The 26,233-nt window shown below is 72.8% G+C and carries 21 protein-coding genes; 5 read left to right on the plus strand and 16 right to left on the minus strand.

What is annotated here, in order from left to right:
- Positions 1-29 precede the first annotated feature (29 nt).
- The 7 genes from GHR20_RS10130 to eccB form a co-directional block, all read right to left on the minus strand.
- On the minus strand, positions 30-332 hold the full coding sequence (locus GHR20_RS10130) for a WXG100 family type VII secretion target (RefSeq protein ID WP_153812991.1): 303 nt from the start codon (positions 330-332) through the stop codon (positions 30-32).
- Positions 333-363: 31 nt separating this feature from the next.
- Entirely contained in the window at positions 364-702 is a 339-nt protein-coding gene (locus GHR20_RS10135; RefSeq protein WP_111585666.1) for a WXG100 family type VII secretion target, read from the minus strand.
- A gap of 77 nt (positions 703-779) precedes the next feature.
- Positions 780-2,006: a S8 family serine peptidase gene (locus GHR20_RS10140; RefSeq protein ID WP_194858856.1), complete on the minus strand. Its 1,227-nt coding sequence runs from the start codon at positions 2,004-2,006 to the stop codon at positions 780-782.
- A gap of 28 nt (positions 2,007-2,034) precedes the next feature.
- Complete coding sequence (locus GHR20_RS10145; protein WP_153812992.1) at positions 2,035-3,735, minus strand: hypothetical protein; 1,701 nt, start codon at positions 3,733-3,735, stop codon at positions 2,035-2,037.
- Positions 3,735-4,160 carry a hypothetical protein gene (locus GHR20_RS10150; RefSeq protein WP_148024159.1) on the minus strand — a complete coding sequence of 142 codons (426 nt, stop codon included), beginning with the start codon at positions 4,158-4,160 and terminating at the stop codon, positions 3,735-3,737. Before GHR20_RS10150 ends, GHR20_RS10145 begins: the two co-directional genes overlap by 1 nt.
- Positions 4,161-4,302: 142 nt before the next feature.
- Positions 4,303-5,511 (minus strand): type VII secretion-associated serine protease mycosin, encoded by a 1,209-nt coding sequence (gene mycP, locus GHR20_RS10155; protein WP_243878326.1) that lies wholly within the window; start codon positions 5,509-5,511, stop codon positions 4,303-4,305.
- Positions 5,512-5,614: 103 nt separating this feature from the next.
- Positions 5,615-7,144: a type VII secretion protein EccB gene (gene eccB, locus GHR20_RS10160; RefSeq protein WP_153812994.1), complete on the minus strand. Its 1,530-nt coding sequence runs from the start codon at positions 7,142-7,144 to the stop codon at positions 5,615-5,617.
- A 363-nt stretch (positions 7,145-7,507) separates the two neighbouring features.
- Here eccB and eccE point away from each other — a divergent pair, with 363 nt between their 5' ends.
- The 3 genes from eccE to GHR20_RS10175 all read left to right on the plus strand — a co-directional run bounded on the left by eccE (position 7,508) and on the right by GHR20_RS10175 (position 12,802).
- The gene (gene eccE / locus GHR20_RS10165) at positions 7,508-8,680 is read left to right on the plus strand and encodes a type VII secretion protein EccE (protein ID WP_194858857.1); all 1,173 of its coding nucleotides are present in this window, start codon (positions 7,508-7,510) and stop codon (positions 8,678-8,680) included.
- A gap of 26 nt (positions 8,681-8,706) precedes the next feature.
- Positions 8,707-9,459: a hypothetical protein gene (locus tag GHR20_RS10170; protein ID WP_243878327.1), complete on the plus strand. Its 753-nt coding sequence runs from the start codon at positions 8,707-8,709 to the stop codon at positions 9,457-9,459.
- 232 nt (positions 9,460-9,691) lie between these two features.
- Positions 9,692-12,802, plus strand: a complete 3,111-nt coding sequence (locus GHR20_RS10175; RefSeq protein WP_153812997.1) for an SCO5717 family growth-regulating ATPase — start codon at positions 9,692-9,694, stop codon at positions 12,800-12,802.
- Positions 12,803-12,884: 82 nt separating this feature from the next.
- Here GHR20_RS10175 and GHR20_RS10180 read toward each other — a convergent pair whose 3' ends face one another.
- The 9 genes from GHR20_RS10180 to rimP all read right to left on the minus strand — a co-directional run bounded on the left by GHR20_RS10180 (position 12,885) and on the right by rimP (position 24,912).
- Entirely contained in the window at positions 12,885-13,832 is a 948-nt protein-coding gene (locus GHR20_RS10180; RefSeq protein WP_111585659.1) for a bifunctional riboflavin kinase/FAD synthetase, read from the minus strand.
- A gap of 171 nt (positions 13,833-14,003) precedes the next feature.
- Complete coding sequence (locus tag GHR20_RS10185; RefSeq protein ID WP_243877993.1) at positions 14,004-17,609, minus strand: serine protease; 3,606 nt, start codon at positions 17,607-17,609, stop codon at positions 14,004-14,006.
- Positions 17,610-17,864: 255 nt separating this feature from the next.
- Positions 17,865-18,770 carry a tRNA pseudouridine(55) synthase TruB gene (gene truB / locus GHR20_RS10190; RefSeq protein ID WP_111585658.1) on the minus strand — a complete coding sequence of 302 codons (906 nt, stop codon included), beginning with the start codon at positions 18,768-18,770 and terminating at the stop codon, positions 17,865-17,867.
- A complete protein-coding gene (gene rbfA, locus GHR20_RS10195; RefSeq protein WP_148024165.1) occupies positions 18,767-19,219 on the minus strand; it encodes a 30S ribosome-binding factor RbfA in 453 nt (150 codons plus the stop codon). The genes truB and rbfA overlap by 4 nt, the downstream gene beginning before the upstream one ends.
- Before the next feature lie 67 nt (positions 19,220-19,286).
- Positions 19,287-19,580 carry a DUF503 domain-containing protein gene (locus GHR20_RS10200; RefSeq protein ID WP_111585656.1) on the minus strand — a complete coding sequence of 98 codons (294 nt, stop codon included), beginning with the start codon at positions 19,578-19,580 and terminating at the stop codon, positions 19,287-19,289.
- A gap of 225 nt (positions 19,581-19,805) precedes the next feature.
- On the minus strand, positions 19,806-22,865 hold the full coding sequence (gene infB / locus GHR20_RS10205; RefSeq protein WP_148024166.1) for a translation initiation factor IF-2: 3,060 nt from the start codon (positions 22,863-22,865) through the stop codon (positions 19,806-19,808).
- A gap of 144 nt (positions 22,866-23,009) precedes the next feature.
- Complete coding sequence (locus GHR20_RS10210) at positions 23,010-23,306, minus strand: YlxR family protein (RefSeq protein ID WP_148024167.1); 297 nt, start codon at positions 23,304-23,306, stop codon at positions 23,010-23,012.
- Positions 23,307-23,416: 110 nt separating this feature from the next.
- On the minus strand, positions 23,417-24,403 hold the full coding sequence (nusA, locus tag GHR20_RS10215) for a transcription termination factor NusA (protein ID WP_148024168.1): 987 nt from the start codon (positions 24,401-24,403) through the stop codon (positions 23,417-23,419).
- Positions 24,404-24,405: 2 nt separating this feature from the next.
- The gene (rimP, locus tag GHR20_RS10220; RefSeq protein WP_111585652.1) at positions 24,406-24,912 is read right to left on the minus strand and encodes a ribosome maturation factor RimP; all 507 of its coding nucleotides are present in this window, start codon (positions 24,910-24,912) and stop codon (positions 24,406-24,408) included.
- Positions 24,913-25,165: 253 nt separating this feature from the next.
- Here rimP and GHR20_RS10225 point away from each other — a divergent pair, with 253 nt between their 5' ends.
- Positions 25,166-25,684 (plus strand): hypothetical protein, encoded by a 519-nt coding sequence (locus tag GHR20_RS10225; RefSeq protein WP_153812998.1) that lies wholly within the window; start codon positions 25,166-25,168, stop codon positions 25,682-25,684.
- The gene (locus GHR20_RS10230; RefSeq protein ID WP_153812999.1) at positions 25,681-26,214 is read left to right on the plus strand and encodes a DUF4439 domain-containing protein; all 534 of its coding nucleotides are present in this window, start codon (positions 25,681-25,683) and stop codon (positions 26,212-26,214) included. The genes GHR20_RS10225 and GHR20_RS10230 overlap by 4 nt, the downstream gene beginning before the upstream one ends.
- Positions 26,215-26,233: the final 19 nt, after the last annotated feature.

Consider the following 26,233-nt stretch of genomic DNA (forward strand, 5'->3'; position numbering starts at 1 on the left):
TCACGGCATTCGAAGGACTCGAATCCGTCTTACTCGAAGTAGCTGGCGCCCTTGAGGTCGCCGCCGCGGTAGTCGCCGCCGGCGGAGTGCACCCGGTGGGTGATGGAGAGCAGCGCCTGGTGGATACCGCTCGCGTGCTGGTCCCACTTCACGGACTTGCGCTGGAACGCTTCGTACGCCTCGCCGCCCCAGCCCTCGGCCACGTCGAGGACGCCCTTCTTCAGCGCGCCGAGATCCTCCTCGAGCTGCTTGGCCACGTTGCCCAGCTCGGTGGCCAGCGCGTCCATGGCGCCGTACTTGACGGACAGGTCTTCGTAATGGGGACTGGTCATTTCTTCCTCTTCCTCGGGGGATCGATCCCGGTCAGTACAGGTTCAGCGCGGAGGTGCTCGCGCCGGCGTCGACCTCGATCTTGTTGATCGTCGTGTGGAGCTCGTCCTCGAGCTTGGTCTTGTCCTGCTTGTTCAGGTGAATGCCCTCAAGGAAGTCATCGAGCATGCGGCCGATGGCGGCCATGTGCTCGTTGATCTCGTGCTGCTTCGTCTTGAACGCGTTGGAGCCGTGACCCGTCCACTGGGTCTCGATCATGTCGATCGTGCCCTGGAGCCGGCCGAGGCACTTCCTGACCGAGTCGTAGCGGTCGATGACGTTCGTCTGGAGCTTTTGCGCCTGTGAATCTACAAACTTACGGCCGTCGGCCATTGCGGCACTCCCCTTCGTGAGAGCTGTGCACTTGTTGACTGCGCATCACCGGGTGGTGACGACTTTCCTGTGAACCGTCAGGCACGTCGGCGCGACCGGATCACGGCGAAGACCGCGCCACCGATCACCACCAGTGCGGCGGCGGCTCCGACGACGACCCACGTCAGGTTGTTGCCGGACGACTTCGAGCTGGTGTCGGCCGCGGAGGTCGCACCGCCGGAGGACTTGGCGGGGGCCGAGGGGGTGGAGCCGGCCGCGGACGTGGAGGGCGAGCTGCCCGGCTTGCCGCGCCAGTTCTCCGTGGCGAGCGGATCGGCCGTCGCCGAGCCCGGGTTGTAGTGGGGGTTCTCCAGCACCTTGCGGGGGCGGACGACGCCGTAGCCGAGGTAGTTGCTGGGGGTGTCCTTGGGCCACTGTCGGCCGGCGGTGTCGATCAGCGAGCGGAGGACCTGGTTGGCGGTCCAGTCGGGGTGGGCGGACCAGATGAGGGCGGCGGAGGCGGAGGCGATGGCGGTGGCGTCGCTGGTGCCGTTCACGTGGGAGCAGTACGAGCGGAAGCTCTCGTTGCACCATGCGGGCACGTTCACACCGGGAGCCGCCAGGTCGACGGCGGCACCGTGGTTCGAGAACTTCCCCACCGTTCCGGTCTTGTCGATGGCAGAGACGCCGACGACGTAGGGATACGAAGCCGGATACATCTTCTTGTTGGTCGTCTCGGCATCATTGCCGGTGCCGGCAAACATCAGTTTGCCCTTGGAGGCGGCGTATTTGATCGCTGCCTGCTCGTCGTCGTAGGAGATGTCGTCTCCGAAAGACATGTTGATGATCTTGACGTCACTGTCGGCAACGGCCTTGATCACCTTGCCCACGTCGGGTGCCTTGTTCTCCTGGGCAAGGCTCATCCCATCGAGCGAGACACGGAACGGAACAATCTTGGCCCCCGGCGCAAGGCCCTTGATGCCTCCGCCGCGACCAGTACCGGCGATTTCCTCCGCCATCGTCGTACCGTGACCGCTGATGTCCTGAGTAGCCCCGTACGCAAGCGACTTTGGCACTTCATCGGCCAGTACCTGCCCCTGGAGGGACGGAGTCGAGGGGTTGACGCCCGAGTCGACGACGGCGACCTTGACCCCCTTGCCCGTGCTCGTCTTCCACATCTCGTCGGCCTTCATCGCCGACAGGTACCACTGCTGCGACTGGACGTCGGCGGCAGCCGCGCTGGGGGCCAGGCCCACCGGCAGAGCCATCAGTGCGCCGAGCGCCGCACACGCGGCGGTCAGTCGTCTCGTGCTCGCTGACAACATGCCTCTCGTACGTCCTCGCTTCATCTCGTTACTCGGTCTCCGGCGCCTGCCGCCGGCGCGACTTCTTGTCGTCGCGGTCCCGCGTGGAACGTCGGGATGACGAGCGTCCGGACAGGTGCTCGTCGGCGGTGGCGCGAGCGCCGTTCCTGGCCGTCGGCGCCTTGCCGTTGGGCGCCCCGACCGCACCGCCGCGGGTCACGGACCTGCGTGAGGTCTGCCCCTCGGCGCCCTCCGGCTCGGCGGCCCGGATCACTCCGCGCTGACCGGGTCGCTCGACGGCGTGCGGGTCACGAGCCTCGGACTCGCCGCCGATGACCTTGCCGCGCGGCACCCGCGAGCCGTTGACGCCCTTGGCGGAGGGCGTGGTCGGCCGGCCGCCGATGACGCCGCCGGTGCGTGCCGCCCCGGTCGGGCCCGATTCACCGACGCGCTCGCCGGGCACGCCCCCGGGCCGGGGCGTTCCGCCGACGATGCTGCGGCCGACCGGGCCCCGGCCCACCGGAGCCTTGCCCATGGGGGACTGCCCCATGGGGGTCCTGCCCATCGGGGACGCGGGTCCGCGCGCACCCGTCTGCCCAGGTACGACAGACTGCCGCACCCCGCTGATGGGGCCGCGCCCCGCGCCGGTTCCGCCTTCCGGTTCCTCGACGGGGGGTACGGTCATCCGCGAAGTCCCGACCGGGCCCCGGACGCCACCTGTTCCGCCGCGTGGCACGGGCATGCCCATGGTCGGAACGACGGGGCCGGTGGGGAAGGGAGTGATCGGTCCCCCACCACCGCCACCGGGACCGGGTGCGGCCGGCGGCGCTACCGGCACCGTCGGCTTCGCGGTGTCCGGGGGAAGAGTGTTGACGGTGTCGATGTGAGTGCCGACGTGCTGGGGCGGGTCCACGTGGACATGCTGGTCAAGCGGCGGGACCACATGGTGCAGCTTCGTACCGAGGTCGGCCCCTTTGGCACCCGCCTCGTGCGGAGCTGCAACAGAGTACTGGCGCTTCGTTTCACCCTCGGAGAGGTGTGCGGGAGATGCCTGGCCTCCGTCATCCGAACCGTGAAAAGAGCCGTTATGCGGGGTCGGCACCCCCATGTCCGGCATCTTCCCGAACTTGGGTTCTTCCAGCCCCCGCAGGTTTCCCTCCGAGACCGCGTAGTACGACGCCAGACGGTTCATCTGGTTGATCGCCTCTTGGCGGTGGTTCTCGACGGCCTGGGCCTGGATGCCACCCGGGTCCCTCTTGGCCTGCTCGGCCGGCAGGAAGACCTTGGGCCGGTTGTCCCGGGGCGGCATGGAACTGCGTACCGAGGCAAGCCCTGTGCTGGCCGCGGAGACCTGGGTCGCCACGTTGTCCGCGTAGAAACCGAGCTCGTACGAGTGGTTGACGAGGTCGCCGGCCCAGCTGTGGAACGCGGTGGCCGCCTCGCCGTGCCAGTCGACCCTGCCGATGTGCTGGAGGAGTTCGTCGGCGGCGCCCCAGATGGCGTCCCGCGCGTCCCAGAGGCCGTTGGCGGCGTTCTCCAGATGCTCGGGGTTCGCGGACTTCACCATGTCGACCATGTCGTTCAACTGGTGGTTCTCGAAGCCGCTGACCTGACAGCCGCCGCCCGGCTTGTTGAGACTCGGCGCGGCGCACTGGTGGCTGTCCATCGCCGACTTCTCTTGCTTGAACTGCTGGTCGGCCGCCCAGCGGTCGAACTGGTGCACATCCGGCTTCTTGTTGTGGTCGCCCATCAGATGTCCCCGTCGCCGACCTGCTTGTCGTCGCCGCGCTTCTGGTCCTTCTGCGCGTCGGCGGACTGCTCGTTGATCTTCATGCGGATCTCGTGGAAGCGGCGCCGCTGGTCGTCATCCAGATTGTCGAACCCGACGTCCGCACCATGCACCGCGATCTGCATCGCCTCGATCTGCAGCGTCAGCGACTGAGAGAGGGTCATCAGGCGGTCGTGGACGCGCGTGTACTGGCTGTGCAGTCCCGTGGCCTCGGGAAACCCGCCGTCGCCACAGAACGACGCGGCGGTGATCGTATGCATCGCCACCTTCTTCGCCGAACCCGGCGAACCCTCGAACGTCTTGAGCACCGAGTCCACACGCGTCTTGAAGGTCTTCAGGGCCTCCAGACCGACCTTCAGTCCGCCCGTGCCGTCGTCAGGCCGCACGTTGCGCCACCCCCCGTTTCCGTCCCCTGCCCGGGGCGGCAGCACTCCCCGGGCGTTCGTCTACGCAATGCAATCACTCTAGTCAACGCCACTGACAGCCCCAACTGACTTGTGTGACAAGTCTGCTGCAGGGCCGCGACCTTCACCCTTCTTTCACGCCACCGCCCGCCGTCCGCCTGCGCGCGTCCCGTACCGCCACCGCCGCCCCCGCGAGCGCGGCCACCAGTACGGCCGCTCCGACCGCGACGTACGTCGCCAGGCGGGCGTTGCGTTCGTCGGCGGTCTCGCCGAGCACCAGGCGGGCCGGGGTCGGGGCCTCGGCGCGGCTGAGGCCCTCGTGGGCGTCGGGCTTCTCGATGGGGTGTTCGTCGTCCGTCAGGGCGCGGACAGGGTCGACGACGCCCCAGCCGACCAGCATGTCGTGCCCGGCGACCGAGCGTTCCGCGGTCTGCTCGATCTGGGCGACGACCTCGCGCGCCGTCCAGCCGGGGTGCTTCGCCTTGATGAGCGCGGCGACACCGGCGACATAGGGCGCCGAGAAACTCGTACCGTTGTCCGAGCAGTGGCCGCCCTTGGGCACGGTGGAGATCATGTCGACGCCGGGGGCGGCGACGCCGACGAAGTCGCCGGACTGGGAGAAGGACGCGCGCTCGTTGTTGCGGTCCGACGCGGCGACCGCCAGGACACCCGGGTAGGACGCCGGGTAGGTGGGCTTGACGTTGCCGTCGAGGCCGTCGTTGCCCGCGGAGGCGACCACCACGATCTCGTGCGCCAGGGCGTCGTCGATCGCGTCGTGCAGGCCGCCGGCCGGCAGGACGGCGTTCGTGGTGTCCTGGGAGATGTTGATGACCTGGGCCTTCTCCTTGATCGCGCGCTCGATCGCCTGGGCGAGGGTGGCCGCGTCGCCGTCGCCCTCCGCGTCGTTCTGCTTGAGGGGGATGATGGTCGCCTCGGGTGCGAGGCCCACGAATCCCGTTCCCGCCATGGGCCGGGCGGCGATGATGCCGGCCACGCGGGTGCCGTGGCCGACGGTGTCCGTCGTGCCGTTCGCCTTGCCCCGGTCGATCTTCTGGCCCTTGCGGTTCTTCGCCGGCAGGAAGTTGGCTCCGCTGGAGGCGTCCACCGCGTGGGCGAGCTGAGGGTTCTGGGTGTCCACGCCGGTGTCGATGACCGCGACGCGCACCCCCTTGCCCTTGGACTGGCTCCACAGCTCGTCCAGCAGCACGCGTTGCAGGGCCCAGGGGCGCCCGGGGTACACCTTGTTCGGGAAGTTGCACTGGTCGGCGAAGGAGTCGGCGGCGGCGGGCGGGGCCAGGGCGACGGTGGCGGTGCACAGCGTGGTTGCCGCGATCGCCGCGGTACGGAGCAGAGCGGTACGGAGCAGAGCGGTACGGAGCAGAGCGGTACGGAGCGGAGCGGTACGGAGCGGACGCGGGTACGGCACGTGGCTTCTCCTACGAACCCTGCGGCTGGCTCGCCGCGGTGGTCGACAGGCGGGGGCCGGTCGGCAGGAACACGGACCAGGCGACCGGGATCGGCGCGGGGTCCAGACCGGTGTATCCGAGCCGGGTCTGGGCCAGTTGGGCCTCCTGCTGGAGCTCCTTGCGCTGCTTGTCCGTCATGCCGTACTCGGTGCCCTGGGAGCCGCTGTCGGCGTTGGACTGCATGGCGTAGCGCAGGCCCGTGTCGGTGACGAGGAAGACACCGCCCGCCTTGGTGTCCGTGCCCTGGAACTGGCGGTAGAGCTGGCCCGAGCCGGGGGTGACGTAAGCGCTCGACGAGCCGGTGGGCAGTTCGGCCGGGAAGTCGGTGCCCGCCCAGGTGCCGAGGGTCGTGGTGCCGTTGCCGGAGTCGACGTGGTCGAGGACGTTGCAGACGGTGTCGCGGCTGCCGCTCGTGGCGCCCGCATCGTTGACGACCTTCGGGGTGAGGGCCGGCCACTTGCGGTCGGCCGCGAACGCGGTCGAGCCCGGCACGAAGGCGCCCGCGCTGACGTCGAGGGCCTTGCTCGCCTGGTTGAGCCCGACGAGGTCCTTGCTGTTGAGGAGCAGCTTGGCGGTGAAGTCGGAGACGGGCAGGACCTTGCCCTGTTCGACGACGTAGAACTGCTGACGGTCGCCGTTGGGGGCCCGCAGGACCATGCCGACCTTGTTCGCGGCGGCCGGCAGGCTGCCCTGGACACCGGCGGGCGTGCCCGCGTTTCCCTCGATCCGGGGAAACTCGATCGGGTCGCCGGTGTGCAGGGTGTCGAGCCAGTCACGGGAGACGCGTTCGGGCTGCCGGCCGGCGCCGACGAGGGTGCGCAGCAGCAACTCGTCGTTCTTGTCGACCTTGTACGCGGTGCCGTGGGCGTCCACGATGTACTGCTGCCCGTCCGGGGCGGCGACGTACATGATGTCCCCGCCGCCGAGTTTCTGGCGGGCTCCCTCGGCCTTCTTCCGGTCGCGGGCGGCGAGCACGAACGCCGCCTTCTGGATGGCCCTGCCGCCCGCGCCCGGACGCTCGCAGACGGCCCAGCGCTTGTCGGCGCCGGCCTCCTGGCTGGAGGGCAGGCGGTCGGGGGCGTACGGGATGCCGATGGTGACGCCGTGCGGGATCTTGCCGTTGTCGAGGATCGACTCGTCCACGGTGACCACGTCGCCCTTGCCGTCGGCGAGCAGGAGCTTCGCGGACGCCATGTTGAGCACCGGGTGCAGCTGGGTCTTGCCGTCGGTCTTCAGGACGACGTACCGGGTGGTCGACTTGCTGGCGATGATCACCTTCTCGCCCGGGGTGTCCCAGCCCTGCGGCGCGGTCGGACGGAACATCCCCCAGGCGCCGAACACGGCCATGACGACCACTCCGACGATGGTGCCGGGCAGGACCGCCCGCAACGGCTTGGGGGCGGCTTCCTCCGAGCCGTCGGAGGAGGGCTGGACGAACGCCGCGAGCATGCGCCGCTTCGCAAAGGTGTAGGCGTTGAGTTGATCCCGCCGAGATGCCATCTGCCCCTGATTCTCCCCGTGTGGCCGTCCGCATACCGGTCGAAGACCATCGTCTCCGGCACGCCCTTGTCGGACCGAGCCCCTACTATGCCTGGTGTCCGGTCGGTTCCGTGGAGCGGGTAGGGTACCGGGGCCCTCGTGGGCTCCGCTCAGGGGCCGCAGGGCAGGGAGTTGTGAGAAAAATGGGGGGATGAGTTGAGGGCTTCCGGGACGCGGTCTCGTACGCGCCGGCACGGACGGGGAACCGACCCCTCGACGTCCGGTCCGCGACCGGCGGCGACGCGGTCGGCGCCGCCCCGGGAACCGCTGCTCCCGGACTCCTCGGGTCCCGGCGCCCGCCCGGCACTGTCCGGCTCGTTCCGCATGCAACGGCTCGTACTTCCGGAACTCGCGCTGGCCGCGCTGGTCGTCGGCTGGGTCGTCGGCCCGATGGCCCTGGTGCCCGCCGCGGTCGTCGCCGTCCTGCTGCTCGCCCTCGCGTTCGTCCGCCGCCGCGGGCGCTCGCTGCCCGAATGGCTGACCACGGCACGCGAGTTGAAGGCCCGGCAGCGTCGCGCCGCGAACACCCCGATACCGCCGGGCACCGAACCCTCCCTGGTGCCCGCGCTCGAATGCGAGCCGAGCCTGCGTACGTACGCGTACGGCGGGCGCGACCGCCGCACCGTCGGCATCGTCGGTGACGGTACCTTCGTCACCGCCGTTCTCCAGGTGGAGGCCGACGCGACCGCGTTGCGGGCGGAGCGGAGCAGGCAGCCGTTGCCGCTGGGGCTGGTGCGGGACGCGCTGGAGGTGGACGGGATACGGCTGGAGTCGGCGCAGGTGGTGCTGCACACGCAGCCGGCGCCCGCGCTGCATCTGCCGCAGCAGTCGGTGGCCGTCGCCAACTACCTGCCGTTGCAGGAGCAGACCGGGGCCCCGGCCGTGCGGATCACCTGGATCGCGCTGAAGCTGGACCCGGAAGTGTGCGCGGAGGCGGTGGCGGCGCGCGGGGGCGGGCTGCTCGGGGCGCAGAAGTGCGTCGTGCGGAGTGCGGACCATCTCGCGAGCCGGCTGACGGGTGCGGGTTTCCGGGCGCGGGTGCTCGACGAGGAGGAGCTGATCGCGGCGCTCGCCACCTCGGCCTGCGCCAATCCGCTGGTCACCGCGGAGGCGGGGCGCGGCGAGACGCGGGAGCGGCGTACGGAGGAGTCCGGGCGCAGCTGGCGCTGCGACAACCGGCGGCACACCACCTACTGGGTGCGGCGCTGGCCCCAACTGGGCGGCGGGCGCGGCGAGTCGCTGCCGCAGCTGGTCGCGCAGGTCACGGCGATACCGGCGCTGGCCACCACCTTCAGCCTCACGCTCGCGCGCGGTGACCGGCAGGAGGTGTCGCTGTGCGGGCACCTGCGGGTGACCGGGCGCAGCGACGACGAACTCGTGGCGGCGCGGCGGGCGTTGGAGACGGCCGCCCGCAAGGCCGGTGCCGGTCTGGCCCGCCTCGACCGTGAGCAACTGCCCGGCATGCTGGCCACACTGCCCCTCGGAGGTGCGCGGTGACGACGATTCCCACGACGTCCCCTGATCTGCCCCGGGCGGCGGACGGCTCCGGTTCCGGGCCGCGCGGCATCGGTGAGCGGCTGCGGCACGGCCTCGGGCTGCTCGGCCCCCGGCACGGCCGGCACACGCTCTCCGCCCAGCTGCTGGACACGCTCGCGCTGCCCATCGGCGACGACGGCGTGGTGGCCGGCGTGGACGCCGAGGGCCAGCCCGCCGTGCTGGGCATCAACCGGCCGACGCCGTACGACGTCGTGCTGATCGGCGGTCTGTGGACCGCGCAGGTACTGGCGCTGCGCTCGGCCGCCACCGGCGCGCGCGTGGCCGTGGAGACCGGCCGGCCGCACGCCTGGATGCAGATGGTGCACGCCATGGGCGGCGGGCAGAACGGACTGTCGGTGTACGACGTCGGGCGCGTGCCCCCGCAGGGTGCCTCGGCCGGTACGCCGGTCGTGGTGGTGCGGGACTGCGGGATGCGGCCCCCGCGCGGCCGGGTGGTGTCCGGGCCCTGGCAGTCGGTGCTGACCCTGCTGCCGTATCTCAGTCCGGTCGCGCCCCGGCTGCTGCGCCAGGCCCGGCTCGCCGGTATCCAGCGGGTCTCGCCGGACGAGGCCGCCGAACTCGGCCGCACCATGGGGCTCACACGCACCGAGGTGGAGTCGCTGCCGGGGCTGCCGGACGGTGTCACCCTGTGGTGTACCGACCGGGACCGGCAGTATGTGCTGACCCAACCGACCGACGCCGAGACCGGGTTGCTGGGCACACCGCGACGCATGGACTGAATTGCCCTTGCTGGTGGGGTTTGTTCGCTTTCTCTGCCTTTCCCGGCCCGGTGTGCGCCGGCCGACAGGCGGGCGGGCCTGCCGGGGGGCGGGTCGTGGTGATTAGGCTGGGAGCGGGCGTGATGGCAGGACCCGTGGACCGGACTTCCCCTGACCCCTACGGACGACTCGAACGACACGACATGGTCGCCCCGCCACGGCATGAGGGTGCTCGACCACACCAGGAGGAACTGTGAGCAGCGATCGGGACGGGATGCGCGGGGGCTGGGGCACACCCGGCGATGACCAGCCCGACGCGGAGGCCGTCGAGACCACCGGCGAGTTCACCATCGACTACGCTCCCCCGGCCTGGTACACGCAGAACGCGTCCGGTGCGGGCGGCTCCGATGGCTCCGGCGGTTCGGTCGGGGGCGCGGGGGGCGTGCACGGCGCGCAGGGCGGACCCGAGGGGGTCCCGCCGGTCGGGGCGCCGCCGCAGGGGACGCCGTTCGCTCCGCCGATGCCGCCGCCCGTGCCGCCGCAGGCACCGGCGCAGCCCCCGCGGTCGTACGGCGATTCCGTTCCGATGCCCAGGCTGCCCGAGGGGTTCGAACTCCAGCAGCCGCAGCAGCAGCCGGTGCAGGCCGCCCAGCCCGTCCAGCCGGAGGCCGCGCCCGCCGTGCCGCCTGCCGTCGAGCCCGAGACCGGCAACGGGGATCTGGAGAGCGGGGCGACCATGCGGTTCTCCGCCGTCGCCCTGAAGCGCGAGATGGCCGAGATCGCCGAGCAGGCCGCCGCCATGCAGAAGGCTGCCGCCGAGTCCGGGTCCGGGTCGCAGGACCGGGGCGAGGGTGCGGCCGGGGGCGAGGCCGACGGCTCGGAGGAGAGTGCCTCCGCGGAGTCCGGTGCGGGTGCGGATGCGAGTCCGAGTGCCCAGCAGGAGGCCGGGGACGGTCACACCGCCGAGCAGGGTCAGGGCGAGGGTGAGGGCGAGGAGGCCGAGGCCAGCGCCTCGGCCGAGACCCCGGGCACGGACGGGGACAGCGCGGGCAAGAGGGACAACGGCGACAACGGCGACAACGGGGACGAGGGCGCGGGTACGGACGTCGACTCCACGCCGGAGGGCTCCGCGCCGGAAAGTTCCGCGCAGGAGAGTTCCGCGCCGGAGGCCGCCTCCGAGGGCGCCCAGGAAGCCGGCCCGCAGACCTCCGTTCCCCAGGACGCCGCCCCGCAGGACGCCATCGCGCAGCCCGCTCCCCCGGCCCCGCCGAGCGCGGCCCCGTCGGGCGCCGCCCCGCAGGACGCGGCCCCGCAGCCCGCTCCCCCCGCGCCGCAGGACTTCCCGGCCGCCTGGACGCCGCCGCCCGCGCCGGGGACCGGGGTGCCTCCGCTGCCGCCGTCGTACCAGCCCGCGGCCCCCGCCCCGGCGGCCCAGTGGCCCACGCAGCAGCCCATGCCGCCCCAGGCGGGACCGCAGCAGCCCGTGCCCCAGCAGCCCGCGCCGGTGCAGGGGCAGCAGCAGCCGCCGTTCCAGCCGCAGGCGCCGCAGCCCGCGCCCGCGGCCTGGAACCAGCCGAACCAGCAGCCGAACCAGCCGAACCCGTTCGGTCAGCCCGGTCAGCCGGGTCAGCCGCCGCAGCCGCATCACCCCGGTATGCCCACGGCGCCGGCCCAGCCCGGCCCCCAGGGCATGCCGCAGCCGAACCAAGCCGGTGGTTACGGCTTCCCGCCGCCCCCGGCACCCCAGGCCCCGGCGCCCCAGCCCCCGGCTTCCCCCGGTGGTTACGGCTTCCCTCAGCAGGACCAGAGCCCGGCCAACCCCCAGGCCCAGCAGGGCGGTTACGGCTTCCCCCAGCTAGGCCGGCAGCCGCAGCCGCTGCCTCAGGCGCAGCCCGACGCCCCCCAGCCCCCCGTCGACCCCCGTGCCGGGGCCGCCTGGCCGCAGGCGATCCAGCACGATCAGCGGCAGCCCACCAACCCCGGTGCCGCGCCGCTGGGTTACACCGCTGCCGTGGAGCTGTCCTCGGACCGGCTGCTGAACAACCGCCGGCAGAAGGCGAAGAGCGGGCGGCCCGCGGCGGGCGGGTCCCGGTTCAAGCTGGGCGGCAAGAGGGAAGAGGCCGAGCGGCAGCGGAAGTTGGAGCTGATCCGCACGCCGGTGCTGTCCTGCTACCGGATCGCGGTCATCAGCCTCAAGGGCGGCGTGGGCAAGACCACCACGACCACCGCGCTGGGCTCCACCCTGGCCACCGAGCGGCAGGACAAGATCCTCGCCATCGACGCCAACCCGGACGCCGGCACCCTCGGCCGACGGGTGCGCCGGGAGACCGGGGCGACCATCCGCGACCTGGTCCAGGCGATCCCGTACCTGAACTCGTACATGGACATCCGCCGCTTCACCTCGCAGGCGCCCTCCGGTCTGGAGATCATCGCCAACGACGTGGACCCGGCCGTCTCGACCACGTTCAACGACGAGGACTACCGGCGCGCGATCGACGTGCTCGGCCGCCAGTACCCGGTCATCCTCACCGACTCCGGCACCGGTCTGCTGTACAGCGCGATGCGCGGGGTGCTCGACCTCGCCGACCAGCTGATCATCATCTCCACGCCGTCCGTGGACGGTGCCTCCAGTGCCAGTACGACGCTGGACTGGCTGGCCGCGCACGGGTACTCCGACCTGGTGTCCCGCTCGCTGACCGTGATCTCCGGGGTCCGCGAGACCGGCAAGATGATCAAGGTCGAGGACATCGTGTCGCACTTCGAGACCCGCACCCGCGGGGTCGTGGTGGTGCCCTTCGACGAGCATCTGGCCGCCGGTGCCGAGGTGGACCTCGACATGATGCGGCCGCGGACCCGCGAGGCGTACTTCAACCTCGCCGCGATGATCGCCGAGGACTTCGTGCGGCACCAGCAGGCGCACGGGCTGTGGACCAACGACGGCAACCCGCCGCCGGTGGCCGCCCCGCCGATGCCGGGCCGGCAGCAGATGCCGGGTCAGGGCCAGCCGTACCCGCAGGCTCCGGGACAGCAGTATCCGCAGGCACCGGGCCAGCCGTACCCGCAGACTCCGGAACAGCAATACCCGCAGACTCCGGAGCAGCCGTACTCGCAGGGCCCGGGACAGCAGTACCCGCAGGCTCCCGGACAGCCGTACCCCGGGCAGCCCGGCCAGCCCTACCCGCCTCAGACCCCCCAGGCCCCTCAGGCCCCCCAGCCCCAGCCGCCCTACCCGCCCCAGCAACCGGGGCAGCAGCCGCAGCCGGGGCAGCAGCCGCAGCCGGGGCAACAGCCCTACCCCCCGCAGCCGGGCCAGCCGTACCCGGGTCAGCCCTACCCCCAGGGCCAGCCCCCGCAGCAGCCGTGACGCCGCTCGCGGAGTGACGAAAGGGCGGCCGGTGCTCCACGCACCGGCCGCCCCTTCGTCATCCTCGCAAATCCCTCGGCGGCTAGCCGTCCGCCGCCACGATCTCCCGGCATCGCTTCACGTCCGCCGCCATCTGCTCCAGCAGGGCCTCCAGCGAGTCGAACTTCGCCTGGCCGCGGACGTAGGCGAGGAAGTCGACGGCGACGTGCAGGCCGTACAGGTCGAGGCCGACGCGGTCGATGGCGTATGCCTCCACCGTGCGCTCGGTGCCGTCGAACTGCGGGTTCGTGCCCACCGAGATCGCGGCCGGCATGATCTCGCCCTGCGCGTGCAGATAACCGGCGTACACGCCGTCGGCGGGGATGGCGGTGTGCGGCAGCGTCTCGACGTTGGCCGTCGGGAAGCCCAGCTCCCGGCCGCGCTGGGCGCCGCGCACCACGACGCCCTCCACCCGGTGCGGGCGGCCCAGGATCTCGCGGGCACCCTCGACATCGCCCTCGGCGACCAGGCGCCGGGTCAGGGTCGAGGAGAACGGCAGACCGCCGCCCGCCGCGCCGGACACGTACAGGTCGATGACCTCGACCTCGAAGTCGTAGACCTTGCCCTGCTCGGCGAGGAACTCGACATTGCCGGCCGCCTTGTGGCCGAAGCGGAAGTTCGGGCCCTCCACGACCGCCTTGGCGTGCAGCTTGTCCACCAGGACCTTCACCACGAAGTCGGCGGGCGACAGCTTGGAGAACTCGCTGGTGAAGGGGAGGATCAGCACCGCGTCGACGCCCAGTTCGGCCATCAGTTCGCAGCGACGGTGGTGCGGGGCGAGCAGCGGCGGGTGGCTGCCGGGGCGCACGACCTCGCTGGGGTGCGGGTCGAAGGTGACGACGACGGCCGGGACGCCCAGCTCGCGGGCGCGGTCGACGGCGTGCTTGACGATCAGCTGGTGACCTCGGTGGACACCGTCGTAGGAACCGATGGTGACGACGCTGCGCCCCCAGTCCTCGGGGATGTCCTCCAAGCCACGCCAGCGCTGCACTGTGACCGCTCCTCGAACCCGTGTCCGTGTCTACCTTGACGATTGTGCAGGTCTAAGGGTGCCATGCCGGGTGCCCGGCGCCCGCATCGGCAGGGACGCTGTGACCGGGCGCACGTTCGCCCCGGCGGCGCGGACCGCGGCCGCTCGGGGACGCGAGAGCGCGGGGCGCCATCAGGCCGGTACCCGCGCGCCCCCGAGGTTCTCCAGGGTGCGGCGGGTGCTGGGGCCCACCACGGCGGCCCACTCCTCCGGGGCGTCGGCGAGCCAGCGGGTCATCCGGGTGGCGAAGCCGGGGACGTGCCGGCCGAGGTCGACCAGGGCGCGATCGAAGCGGGTGGCGCCCTCGGGGGTGCGGCCCAGCAGCAGTCCGGTGCGGTGCACGAGGGCGCGGACGTCGTCCGCGGGGCCGGTCTCCGAGGCCGCCGCGTGCAGGACGGCGACCAGCACGGACGGCTCCTGTTCACGGGCGAGCAGGAAGTCCAGGAGTTCGGCGCGCGGCGAACCGGGGACGCGGGTGGCGCGACCTGGGCCCGGTGATCCGGTCGTGCGGGTGTCGGAGGCGGCGAGGACGGTGGCGAGCGCGGCCCGCAGCGGCTCGGGCCCGTCCCGGAGCAGGCCGGTGACCAGGGGGAACAGGACCGGGCGAGCGGTGGGACCCTGGGTCAGGCGGTGGTCGACGGCGGTGGCGATCCGCCCGGCGCTCTCCGGGTGCGGGCGCGCCGCCTCCCGCAACAGGGTCGCGGCGGCGCGGGCGAGGGCCGGGGTGGTGACGTCGGCGAGGAGGCGGCGCAGGCAGTCGGCCGCCTCCCGGTGCGGCCCGCGCAGCCGGGTCCGGAAGGCGTCCAGGACCTGCTCCGGGTGGCTGGTCAGGGCGGGCAGCAGGGCGGTCGCGGGGACGAGCGGGTCGCCCTCGGCGAAGTGGCGCAGCGCCTCGGGCAGGTGCCGTTCCCGGGTGCCCGGGGCGCCGGCCAAGAGGGCGTGGGCGCCGCCGTGCAGGGCGTGGCCGGCGGGGCGGGCGAGCACGGCGGTCGCGGCGTGGCACAGCAGTTCACGGTCGGCGGGCGCCCGCAGATGCGGGGCGGCGCGCAGCGCGAGCGTCATGGCGGCCGGGTGCCGGGCCGGGCGCCGCTCGTCGTGCGCCCAGCGGTGCACGGCCCGGCACAGCGCCGCCGGCTCCTCCTCGGCGAGCACGGCGAGCAGCTCCTCCGCGTGCCGGTGACCGCTCGTGGCCAGCGCCTCCGTGAGCGTGTCCAGCGCGCCGTGCCGATGGGTGTGCAGCAGGGCCTGCGCGGCGGTCGCGACGGTGGCGTGCGGGGCCGCGGGCAAGGGTCGCTCGTCCTCGAACCACCGTGTCAGACACGGCTGTACGGCAGCGGGGGCGGCGGCCAGCAGCCGGGCCACGGCATCGAGATATCGCTCGCCCGGCGCGCCCCCGCCCCCGCCCGCATCCGCGCCATCCATGCTCGACGTGCCCGAGGCCGACGCGCCCGCGCCCGCATCGGCGAGGACGAGCCGGCGCAGCAGGTCCACCCGCTCCGCGACGGGCAGCGGCAGGCCGGTCCAGAAGGCGGGCGCGAACTCCTCGGGCACCGGCCGCAGTTCGCGCCGCCAGGCCACGACGTGCTCGGCGAGCAGCCGCAGCACCTCGGTGTACGGCGTCGCGTCCGGCACCTTCTCCAAAGTCCCGGCGAGCAGCCGGGCGGCCCACCAGGAGCCGGTGTCAAGATCCAGGGCGTCCACCAACTCACGCAACTGGAAGGCGAGTTGACGTCCCCCCTGACGGCGGCCGAGGTGCAGCAGAGCCTCGACGACGGGCCCGACCCGATGGCGCGGCACCGGCGGCGTGTCCTCCCCCGCCCCGGCCCCCCGGGCGCGGTGCACCAGCGTGTGCACGGCCCCGTCCAGATCGAGATGCAGGCCCTGGAGCCAGTCGGCCAGTTCCTCGTGGGCGAAGCGGTAGCCGTGCCCGGCCGGCACCAGCAGTCCCTCGGCGAGTACGGCGGAGGCCCAGCCGGTGCCGCCGCCGAGCCGCCCGGGCGCCGGCCCCCAGGGGAACACCGCCTCGAAGGACGCCCGGTCCAGCTCGCCCCGCCCCGCTCCGAGGCTGAGCCGGGCGGCCTCGTGCAGCTGCCCGGCGACCCGCGCGGCGAGCCGTCGTACGGCCGTGCCGCGCAGCCCCCGCTCGGCGGCGAGCCGCACCGCGACGCGCAGGCACATCAGGTCGAGGTGGGCCGCGAACACCTCGTGCCGGTCGACGGGGGCGGCGAACCGCGCCGTGCGCAGGACGGCCCACACCTCGGACAGCAGCCGCAGGGTGAGCGGATGCCGGGCGTCCCGCGCGGCGAGCAGCCCCTCGGGAATCCCGTACCGCGCCCGCGCCTTCCCGGCCTCCTCGGCGTCGAGGTCGCCCAGGACCACCTTCCGTACGTCCGTCGCGGGGAATCCGGCCTGCTCCCAGTACTCCTCGCGGCAGGCCACCACCAGACGGGTGCCGGTCTCCCGCAGCCAGGCGACGGTGCCCGCGGTCCACTCGGGCAGCCGCCCGGCCAGGGCCGGGGGCATCTCCTCGGGGCCGTCGAGGAGCAGCAGGAGGGGGCGGCCCGCGCGGGCGGCGAGGTGCTCGGGGGTGAGGTCGCCGAGGTCGGGAAGGTCCAGCCGGCGGGCGGCGGCCACGATGCGGGCGGCCCGCTCCAGGGCGCGGCGCGCCGCGTCGGCCACCGAGCCGTCGCCCTCCTCCAGATCGGCGCCGCGCAGCCACAGCGTGGGCTCCGCCGTGGCCGCGCGGCGGGCGGCGAGGGCCGCGAGTTCCGTCGTACGGCCGCTGCCCGGGGCGCCGACCAGGCCGAGCACGCACCGCTCGCCGTCCGTGAAACCGGTCGACTCCCCTGCCAACGTGGCCCGTTCGACCGGCTGCACCAGGGGCCTCGGCGGCCCGTCCTGGCCCACCGAGGTGGCGGTCAGCTCCAGGACGCCCGCGCGATTGAGGTCGGCCCCGTAGGCGGGCACGGTGGCCGCGTTGCGGGCCAGCAGCTCGGCGAGGGGGCCGTCGGCGGCGCGCGGCGGCACCGCGAAACCGGCGTCGCGGTGGGGGGCGTGCAGCACGGTGCCGAGGACGCCGAGGACCGCGCCGGTACCCGCGTCCACCACCGGTCCGCCTGCCGCCCCGCCCCCGGGCCGCAGCGCGTCCCGGCCCGCCGTCCCGATGGCCAGCTCCAGCGCGTCGCCGATCAGATGGCGGCCGTACGACACCTCGGCGGCGGCCAGCACCCGCGCCTCGCGCCAGCGGCCGGCGGCGATCCGGACGTAGGTACCGGCGGCGACGCTCCCACGGGCGCTCAGCGGCAGCGGGGGCACGTCCAGGCCCTCGGCGCGCACCAGGGCGAGGTTTTGGGCGGGCAGCCCGGTCACGTCCTCCGCGCCGACCACCCGGGTGCGGTCCCCGGTGCGCAGCACCAGCCGGTCGAGGCCGTCGACGGCTTCGTGGCTGGTGAGGAGGGTGCCGTGGTGGTCGGCGAGGAATCCGGTGCCGCGCGGGCGGCCCGCGGGGTCCTCGATGCGGACCAGGGGGTCGGTGGTGCGGGCGTCCGCGAGCGGGACGGGGTCCGTACGGCGGATGCCGAGGGCGCCCGCCGTGTGCGGGCGGGGGGTGGTGAGCACCCGCGCGCCGCGCGCCCCGTCGGTGCGGGCGCCCGCCGGTCCCGCCGCGTCCGCCATGTCACCCGTGCCGTGCGCCGTCACCCCGCGGGCACCACCGGTTCGCGGGTCTCCTGCCGTCATCGTCCTGCCTTCCCGCCCTCGCCCGCGCTGCGGGCCCTTGCCTGTGGCGACGGTAGGCGGGTGATGATCGGCGGGGCGGCGCGGACGGGGAACGCGCCCCGTTAAGCTCCCCCGGTTCACTCCGAGCGCCTGCCCGGACGGGTGAATTGGCGGGGGCGGCTGGACAGCCCTAGGGGTGGGGGAAGTGGGGGGACCGTGGAGCGGCGGCAGGGGCACACCCCGTGCCGGCCGCCGCTCCACGGCGAAAGCCCTCGCTCAGGCGAAGACGGCCAGGCTCTTGGCCTTGCCCTTGTGCAGCTCGACGAGCGCCAGGAAACGGCCCTCGGGGTCGAACACGGCGACCGCACCGGCGTCCGCGTACTCCTCGGGCATCTCCAGGCGGACCCCGTTCAGCAGCAGCCGGGCGCGCTTGGCGTCGACGTCCCAGCGCGGGAAGGCCGCCGCGGCGGCCTCGGCGATCGGCATCACGGTCAGCTCCTCCTGGAGCTGGTCCAGCGTCTTCGCGGCGTCGAGCTTGTACGGCCCGACGCGCGTGCGGCGCAGCGCGGTGAGATGTCCGCCGACGCCCAGGCCGGCGCCCAGGTCGCGGGCGAGCGCGCGGATGTAGGTGCCGGAGGAGCAGACGACGGAGACGACCAGGTCGAGGACGGGGGTGCCGTCCTCGGCGACGGCGTCGCGGACGTCGTACACCGTGAAGGAGGAGACGGTCACCGGCCGGGCCGGGATCTCGAACTCCTCGCCCTCGCGGGCCCGCTTGTACGACCGTACGCCGTCGATCTTGATGGCGCTGACCTTGGACGGGACCTGCATGATGGCGCCGGACAGCTTGGCGATACCGGCGTCGATGGCCTCCCGGGTCACCTTGGAGGCGTCGGTGGACGAGGTGATCTCGCCCTCGGCGTCGTCGGTGAGGGTGTTCTGGCCCAGCCGTACGGTGCCCAGGTACTCCTTCTCGGTCAGCGCGAGGTGACCGAGGAGCTTGGTGGCGCGCTCGACGCCGAGGACCAGCACGCCGGTCGCCATCGGGTCGAGGGTGCCTGCGTGGCCGACGCGGCGGGTCCGGGCGATCCCGCGCATCTTGGCGACCACGTCGTGCGAAGTGAAGCCCGACGGCTTGTCGACGATGACAAGGCCGTCGGGCGTGGTGTGCTTCTGCGTCATTCCGCGGCGTCGCCGTCCGTCTCGTCGTCCGCCGGCTTGCGGTACGGGTCCGCGCCGCCGGCGTAGTCGGCGCCCGCGGAGGTCTCCCGCACCTTGGCGTCGGACTGCCGGGCCTTGTCGAGGAGGTCCTCGATGGTCTTGGCGGTGTCCGGGAGGGCGTCCGCGACGAAGGTCAGGGTCGGGGTGAACTTCACCCCGGCCGCGCGCCCGACCTCGGAGCGCAGGATGCCCTTGGCGCTCTCCAGGCCCGCCGCGGCGGCCTCCCGCTCCTCGTCGTCCCCGTACACCGTGTAGAAGACGGTCGCCTCCCGCAGGTCACCCGTCACGCGGGTGTCCGTGATGGTGACGTGCGAGCCGAGCCGCGGGTCCTTGATCCCGCGCTGCAGCTTCTGGGCAACCACCTCTCGGATGAGGTCCGCCAGCCTTTTCGCCCGCGCGTTGTCGGCCACTGGTCCAGCTCCCGTTCTTTCCTGATTCCTTGGTCTTCGTTGCGTGGTCTTCGTCCCGCGGTCCGGGTCAGTCGTCGTCGCCGTGGAAGCGGCGTCGCACGGACAGCAGCTCCACCTCTGGGCGGCCGGCGACCAGCCGTTCACACCGGTCCAGTACGTCCGTGAGGTGTGCCGCGTCACCGGAGACCACGGCGAGGCCGATGATCGTCCGCCGGTGGAGGTCCATGTGGTCCACCTCGGCCGCGCTCACGGCGTACTTCCGCTGGAGTTCGGCGACGATCGGGCGGACGACGGAGCGCTTCTCCTTCAGCGAGTGGACATCGCCGAGGAGGAGGTCGAAGGACAGAGTCCCCACGTACATGTGTGTTGCCGGTTCACCCGCCGGTACGGGATCGATGGCCCCTTGGCCGGGTGGCCGGGGACATCAAGAAACGGTACCGCGTACCTGGCGGAGGCTCGACAGGGTTTCGACGCGGTCCGGGGACCCGCGGCGGCTGCCACGGGTCCCCGGATGCCGGTCGAGCTCCGGGAACGGCACGCCGGCCGACAGGACGCATCCCGTCGGCCGGCGTGAACCGTCGGCCGGTTACGCGCGCGGCTTCTCGCGCATCTCGTACGTCGCGATGACGTCGTCGACCTTGATGTCGTTGAAGTTTCCGAGGTTGATACCACCCTCGAAGCCTTCGCGGATCTCGGTGACGTCGTCCTTGAAGCGACGCAGGCCCTCGATGGTGAGGTTCTCCGCGATGACCTTGCCGTCGCGCAGGAGGCGGGCCTTCGTGTTGCGGCGGACCTCGCCGGACCTGACGAGCACACCGGCGAGGTTGCCCAGCTTGGACGAGCGGAAGACCTCGCGGATCTCCGCCGTACCGAGCTCGACCTCTTCGTACTCCGGCTTGAGCATGCCCTTGAGGGCCGCCTCGATCTCCTCGATCGCCTGGTAGATGACCGAGTAGTACCGGACGTCGACGCCCTCGCGCTCCGCCATCTGCGCGGCACGGCCGGCCGCACGGACGTTGAAGCCGATGACGATGGCGTCGGAGCCCATGGCCAGGTCGATGTCGGACTCCGTGACCGCACCGACACCGCGGTGCAGGACGCGGATGTCGACCTCTTCGCCGACGTCCAGCTGGAGCAGCGAGGACTCGAGGGCCTCGACCGAACCGGAAGCGTCACCCTTGATGATCAGGTTCAGCTGCTGGACCTCGCCGGCCTTGAGCACCTTGTCCAGGTCCTCAAGGGAGACACGGCGCGTGCGCTTCGCGAAGGCCGCGTTGCGCTCACGGGCCGCACGCTTCTCCGCGATCTGGCGGGCCGTACGGTCCTCCTCGACCACGATGAAGTTGTCACCGGCACCCGGGACGTTGGTCAGACCCAGGACCTGGACCGGCGTCGACGGGCCGGCCTCGGCGACGGTGTTGCCGGTGTCGTCCAGCATCGCGCGGACTCGGCCGTACGCGTCGCCGACCACCATGGTGTCGCCGACCCGCAGCGTGCCTCGCTGCACCAGGACCGTCGCGACCGCACCGCGACCGCGGTCCAGGCGGGACTCGATCGCAATACCCTGCGCGTCCTGGTGCGGGTTGGCCCGCAGGTCCAGGGCGGCGTCCGCGGTGAGGACGACGGCCTCCAGGAGGCTGTCGATGTGCAGACCCTGCTTGGCGGAGATGTCGACGAACATGGTGTCGCCGCCGTACTCCTCGGCCACCAGGCCGTACTCGGTCAGCTGACCGCGCACCTTGGTCGGGTCGGCGCCCTCGACGTCGATCTTGTTGACCGCGACCACGATCGGCACCTCGGCCGCCTTGGCGTGGTTCAGCGCCTCGACCGTCTGCGGCATGACGCCGTCGTTGGCCGCGACGACCAGGATCGCGATGTCCGTCGACCGGGCACCACGGGCACGCATGGCGGTGAACGCCTCGTGACCCGGGGTGTCGATGAAGGTGATCGCGCGGTCCTCGCCGTTGACCTCGGTCGCGACCTGGTAGGCACCGATGTGCTGGGTGATGCCGCCGGCCTCGCCCGCGATGACGTTCGTCTTGCGGATGGCGTCGAGGAGTCGGGTCTTACCGTGGTCGACGTGACCCATGACGGTCACGACCGGCGGACGGACGACCAGGTCTTCCTCGGTGCCCTCGTTCTCGCCGAACTCCAGGTCGAAGGACTCGAGCAGCTCGCGGTCCTCCTCCTCGGGGCTGACGATCTGAACCGTGTAGTTCATCTCGCCGGCGAGCAGGTGCAGCGTCTCGTCGGAGACGGACTGCGTCGCGGTGACCATCTCGCCGAGGTTCATCATGACCGCGACGAGGGACGCCGGGTTGGCGTTGATCTTCTCCGCGAAGTCGGTGAGCGACGCGCCGCGGGAGAGACGGATGGTCTCGCCGCCGCCGCGCGGCAGCATCACGCCGCCGACGCTCGGGGCCTGCATGGCCTCGTACTCCTGGCGACGCTGCCGCTTCGACTTGCGACCGCGACGCGCGGGACCGCCGGGACGACCGAAGGCGCCCTGCGTGCCACCACGGCCACCGGGACCGCCGGGACGACCGCCGAAGCCGGGACGACCGCCGCCACCGGGGCCGCCGCCGAAGCCGCCGCCACCGCCACCGGGACGACCGGCGAAACCGCCGCCGCCACCCGGACGGGCACCGCCGCCACCGCCGCCGGGACGGCCGGCGAAGCCGCCGCCACCGGGACGACCGCCGCCACCGCCACCGGGACGACCGGCACCGGCCGGACCACGGCCGCCGGGGCCGGGACGCGGGCCGGCAGCGGGACGCTGCGGCATCATGCCGGGGTTCGGACGCGGGCCGCCGGGACGCGGGGCGCCGCCCTGCGGACGGGGCATCGAGCCCGGAGTCGGACGCGCACCACCGGGAGCCTGCGGACGCGGACCGCCGCCCTGGGCGCCGGGCGCCTGCGGACGGGGGCCGGCGCCGGGGGCGCCGCCGGGACGCGGGCCACCCTGCGGACGGGGCGCCTGCGGGCGCGCCATGCCGGTGGAGCCGCCGGAAGTGAAGGGGTTGTTACCCGGACGCGGGCCGGAGGGACGGGCACCCGGACGCGGGGCCTGGCCACCGGGACGCGGCGCGCGCTCGCCCGGACGGGCCTGACCCTGACCCTGGGCCGGACGGCCACCGGGCTTGGGGGCACCGGGGCGGGCGCCACCGGGACGCGGACCCTGGCCCTGACCCTGTGCGGCCGGGGCCTGCGGGGTCTGGGCGGCCGGAGCGGCCGGCGGAGCGGTGAACTCCGGGGCGGCCGGGGCCGGACGCGGCGCGGGCTTGGGGCCCGGACGCGGACCCGAGGCCGGCGCGGACGCCGCGGGAGCCGACGGAGCGGCCGGCTCAGCCGGCTGCTGCGGGGCGGGCGTCGCGGGCTTGGGAGCCGCCGGCCGCGGGGCAGCCGGACGTGCCGCCTGCACCGGAGAGGGCGCGGCGGGCTTGGGGGAAGCCTTGCGCGGGGCGGGCTTGGCGGACTTGCCGCTGCCACCACCCTGGAAGGCGTCGGTCAGCTTGCGTACAACCGGCGCTTCGATGGTCGAAGACGCCGAACGGACGAATTCACCGAGTTCCTGGAGCTTGGCCATGACGACCTTGCTCTCGACACCGAACTCCTTGGCGAGTTCGTAGACCCGGACCTTAGCCACTTCGCTCCTTTGAGGTCCGGGTGAAGCCGGACCGTCGCTAGTTCATGGGCGTACTCATCGCGTACTCATCGAGTGCTCATCGCAATCTCGACCTGCTTTCGACTCGCGAGGTACCAAGCCGCACGGGGTTCCGTACGGCATGTCTTACGGCGTTGCCTGCTCGGCAACTGTTGCCTGCTCGACGTATCGGCGCAACGCCTTTGTGTCGAGCGCTCCCGGGGCGCGCAGTGCCCGCGGCAACGTCCGGCGGCGTACCGCCTGGTCGAGACAGACCAGGGCGGGGTGCAGATACGCACCCCGGCCGGGCAGCGTACCGCGCGGATCGGGGACGCACGCGTCCTCGCTCCGCACGATCCGCAAAAGATCGTTCTTGGCCGCCCGCTCCCGGCACCCCACACAGGTGCGTTCAGGGCGTGCTCCGGCATGCGTCCGGCCAGACACGGCTAAGTGTACCTCCCCGCACCATCCTCACCCCTTCGGGGGAAAGATCGAACGGCTGTTGTCGTAATCCAAGCCACTCACGGCCTGGATCCATTCCCTCGCGGCGGCGGTTACTCCGCCGGCTGCTCGGTGTCGGGCCGGATGTCGATGCGCCAGCCGGTGAGGCGGGCGGCGAGGCGGGCGTTCTGCCCCTCCTTGCCGATCGCCAGCGACAGCTGGTAGTCCGGCACGGTCACCCGGGCGGAGCGGGAGGCGAGGTCCACGACCTCCACCTTGCTCACCCGAGCGGGTGACAGCGCGTTCGCCACCATCTCCGCCGGGTCGTCCGACCAGTCGACGATGTCGATCTTCTCGCCGTTCAGCTCGCCCATCACATTGCGCACCCGGCCGCCCATCGGGCCGATGCACGCGCCCTTGGCGTTCAGGCCCGAGCGGGTGGAGCGGACGGCGATCTTGGTGCGGTGGCCGGCCTCGCGGGCGATGGCGGAGATCTCCACCGAACCGTCGGCGATCTCCGGCACCTCCAGGGCGAAGAGCTTCTTCACCAGGTTCGGATGGGTGCGCGAGAGCGTCACGGAGGGGCCGCGCACGCCCTTGGCGACCCGGACCACGTACGAGCGCAGGCGCTGGCCGTGCGGGTAGGTCTCGCCGGGCACCTGCTCCTGCACCGGCAGGATGGCCTCCAGCTTGCCGATGTCGACCAGCACGTTCTTCGGGTCGCGGCCCTGCTGGACGACGCCGGTGACGATGTCCCCCTCGCGTCCCGCGTACTCGCCGAGCGTCGCGTCGTCCTCGGCGTCGCGCAGCCGCTGGAGGATCACCTGCTTGGCGGTGGTGGCGGCGATGCGGCCGAAGCCCGAGGGGGTGTCGTCGAACTCCCGCGGTTCCTGCCCCTCCTCCAGGTCCTCGGGGTCCTCCTTCGCCCACACGGTCACATGACCGGTCTGCCGGTCGAGCCGTACGCGCGCGTGGCGGCGGCTTCCCTCGGTGCGGTGGTAGGCGATGAGGAGGGCCGACTCGATCGCTTCGACCAGCAGGTCGAAGGAGATCTCCTTCTCCCTGACCAAGCCCCGCAGGGCGCTCATGTCGATATCCACGGCTACGCCTCCTCTTCCTTCTTGTCCTTGGTGTCCTTGCGGTTGAACTCGACCTGCACGCGGGCCTTCGCGATCTCGGGGAAGGCGATCCGGCGCGTGGTGGCCTTGCGGCCCTTGACGCCGGGCACCTCGACGTCGAGGCCCTCCTCGTCCACGTCCAGAATCCGCGCGACCAGCTCGCCGTCCTCGGTCAGCTGGAACTTCACGAGCCGGTCCACGGCGCGCACGAAGTGCCGGTGCTCGGTGAGCGGGCGCTCGGCGCCGGGGGTTCCGACCTCCAGGTCGTACGCGGTGTCACCCATCGCGTCGGTCTCGTCCAGCTTCGCCGAGAGCGCACGGCTCACATCGGCGATCGCGTCCAGGTCCGCCCCGGAGTCGGAGTCGACGACCACGCGCAGCACCCGCTTGCGTCCGACGGAGTCGAGAGCGATCTCTTCGAGATCCAGCCCCTGGGAGGTGACGAGCGGTTCGAGCAGCTCTCGCAGCCTCTCGCTCTGGGTGGTGCTCATCCGGGTGACTCCTCGGCCGCGTGTGCTGTTGTGGGATGGGTCGCGTGTCTGATCAAAGGGTATCCGGTCGCGGGGAGTGTTGCCGTCCACCTGTGGACAACCCGGCGCGGGACGGGTGAGGCGGGGCGGTGCCGGTGACCGGTATCGGACAGGTGCGCGGGTACGGTGATCACGAGCGACTCGTCGCGCCGCTCTTCTTCTTGTCGTTTCTTCTTGTCGTTCTTGTCGTACGAGTTCCCCGAGGACGTCTGCCGTGCCGTACCCCTCGCCACCGCGCACCCCCTCGGGGCCGCGCAGAAGAACCCTGCTCGCCTCCGCCGCCGGCGCCGCCCTGCTGGCGGGCTGCACGTCCGGCTCCGGCTCCGGCGACGACTCCCCGGCCACCGAGCGGGCCCGCGCGCAGGCCGCCGCGGACAGCGCGACACTGCTGGAACGTTACGACGCCGTCCTCAGGGCGTTCCCGGACCTCGCGGACCGGCTGCGCCCGCTGCGCACGGAGGTCGCGGCCCACGCCGCCGCGTTCCGGGAGAGTACGACCCCCGCGGCGACTCCCCCGGGCTCCGCCTCCCCCTCCCCCACCACCTCGCCGGACCCGGTGCCGGCGACCGCCAAGGACGCCCTCGCCTCGCTGGCCGCCGCCGAGCGGACGCTCGCCGACCGGCGGGCCCGGGCGCTGCTGGACGTGCCGGGCGAGCCGGCCCGGCTGCTGGCCTCCACGGCGGCGGCCGGCGCCGCGCACGCGTACCTGCTGACGACGGGGGCCGCGAAGTGAGCGACGACGGCGAGAAGACCGAACTCACCGCCTTCCAGGCCGCGTTGGCGGCGGAGCACGCGGCGGTGTACGGGTACGGCGTGGTCGGCGGCCGGGTCGGCGAGGGGCGCCGGAGCGCGGCGAAGGCGGCGTACGACGCCCACCGGGCCCGGCGGGACGCGCTGGCCCGTGAGGTGCGGGACCTGGGCGGCCGGCCGGTGGCGGCGAGCGCGGCCTACGCCCTGCCGTTCGCGGTGCGCGACCAGGCCGACGCGGTACGGCTCGCCGCGCAGCTGGAGCGGCGGGTGGCCGGGGTCTACGCCGATCTGGTCCGCTCGACGTCCGGCGCGCGGCGCACCTCGGCCGCGGAAGCCCTGCGGGAGGCCGCGGTGCGGGCGGTGGGCTGGAGCGGACAGAGCGTAGCCTTCCCGGGGCTCGCCGAACGGGCGGGCGAGGGAACGGGGACCGGCGCGGACACCGGGACCGGCACGGACACGGGGACGGGGGCCGCGGGCGCGGCGCCGTCGGGGTCCGCGTCGGCGGCCCGCTGAGCGTCGTACGGACCGCGTA

The sequence above is a fragment of the Streptomyces sp. SUK 48 genome, assembly GCF_009650765.1.
Taxonomy (GTDB): Bacteria; Actinomycetota; Actinomycetes; order Streptomycetales; family Streptomycetaceae; genus Streptomyces.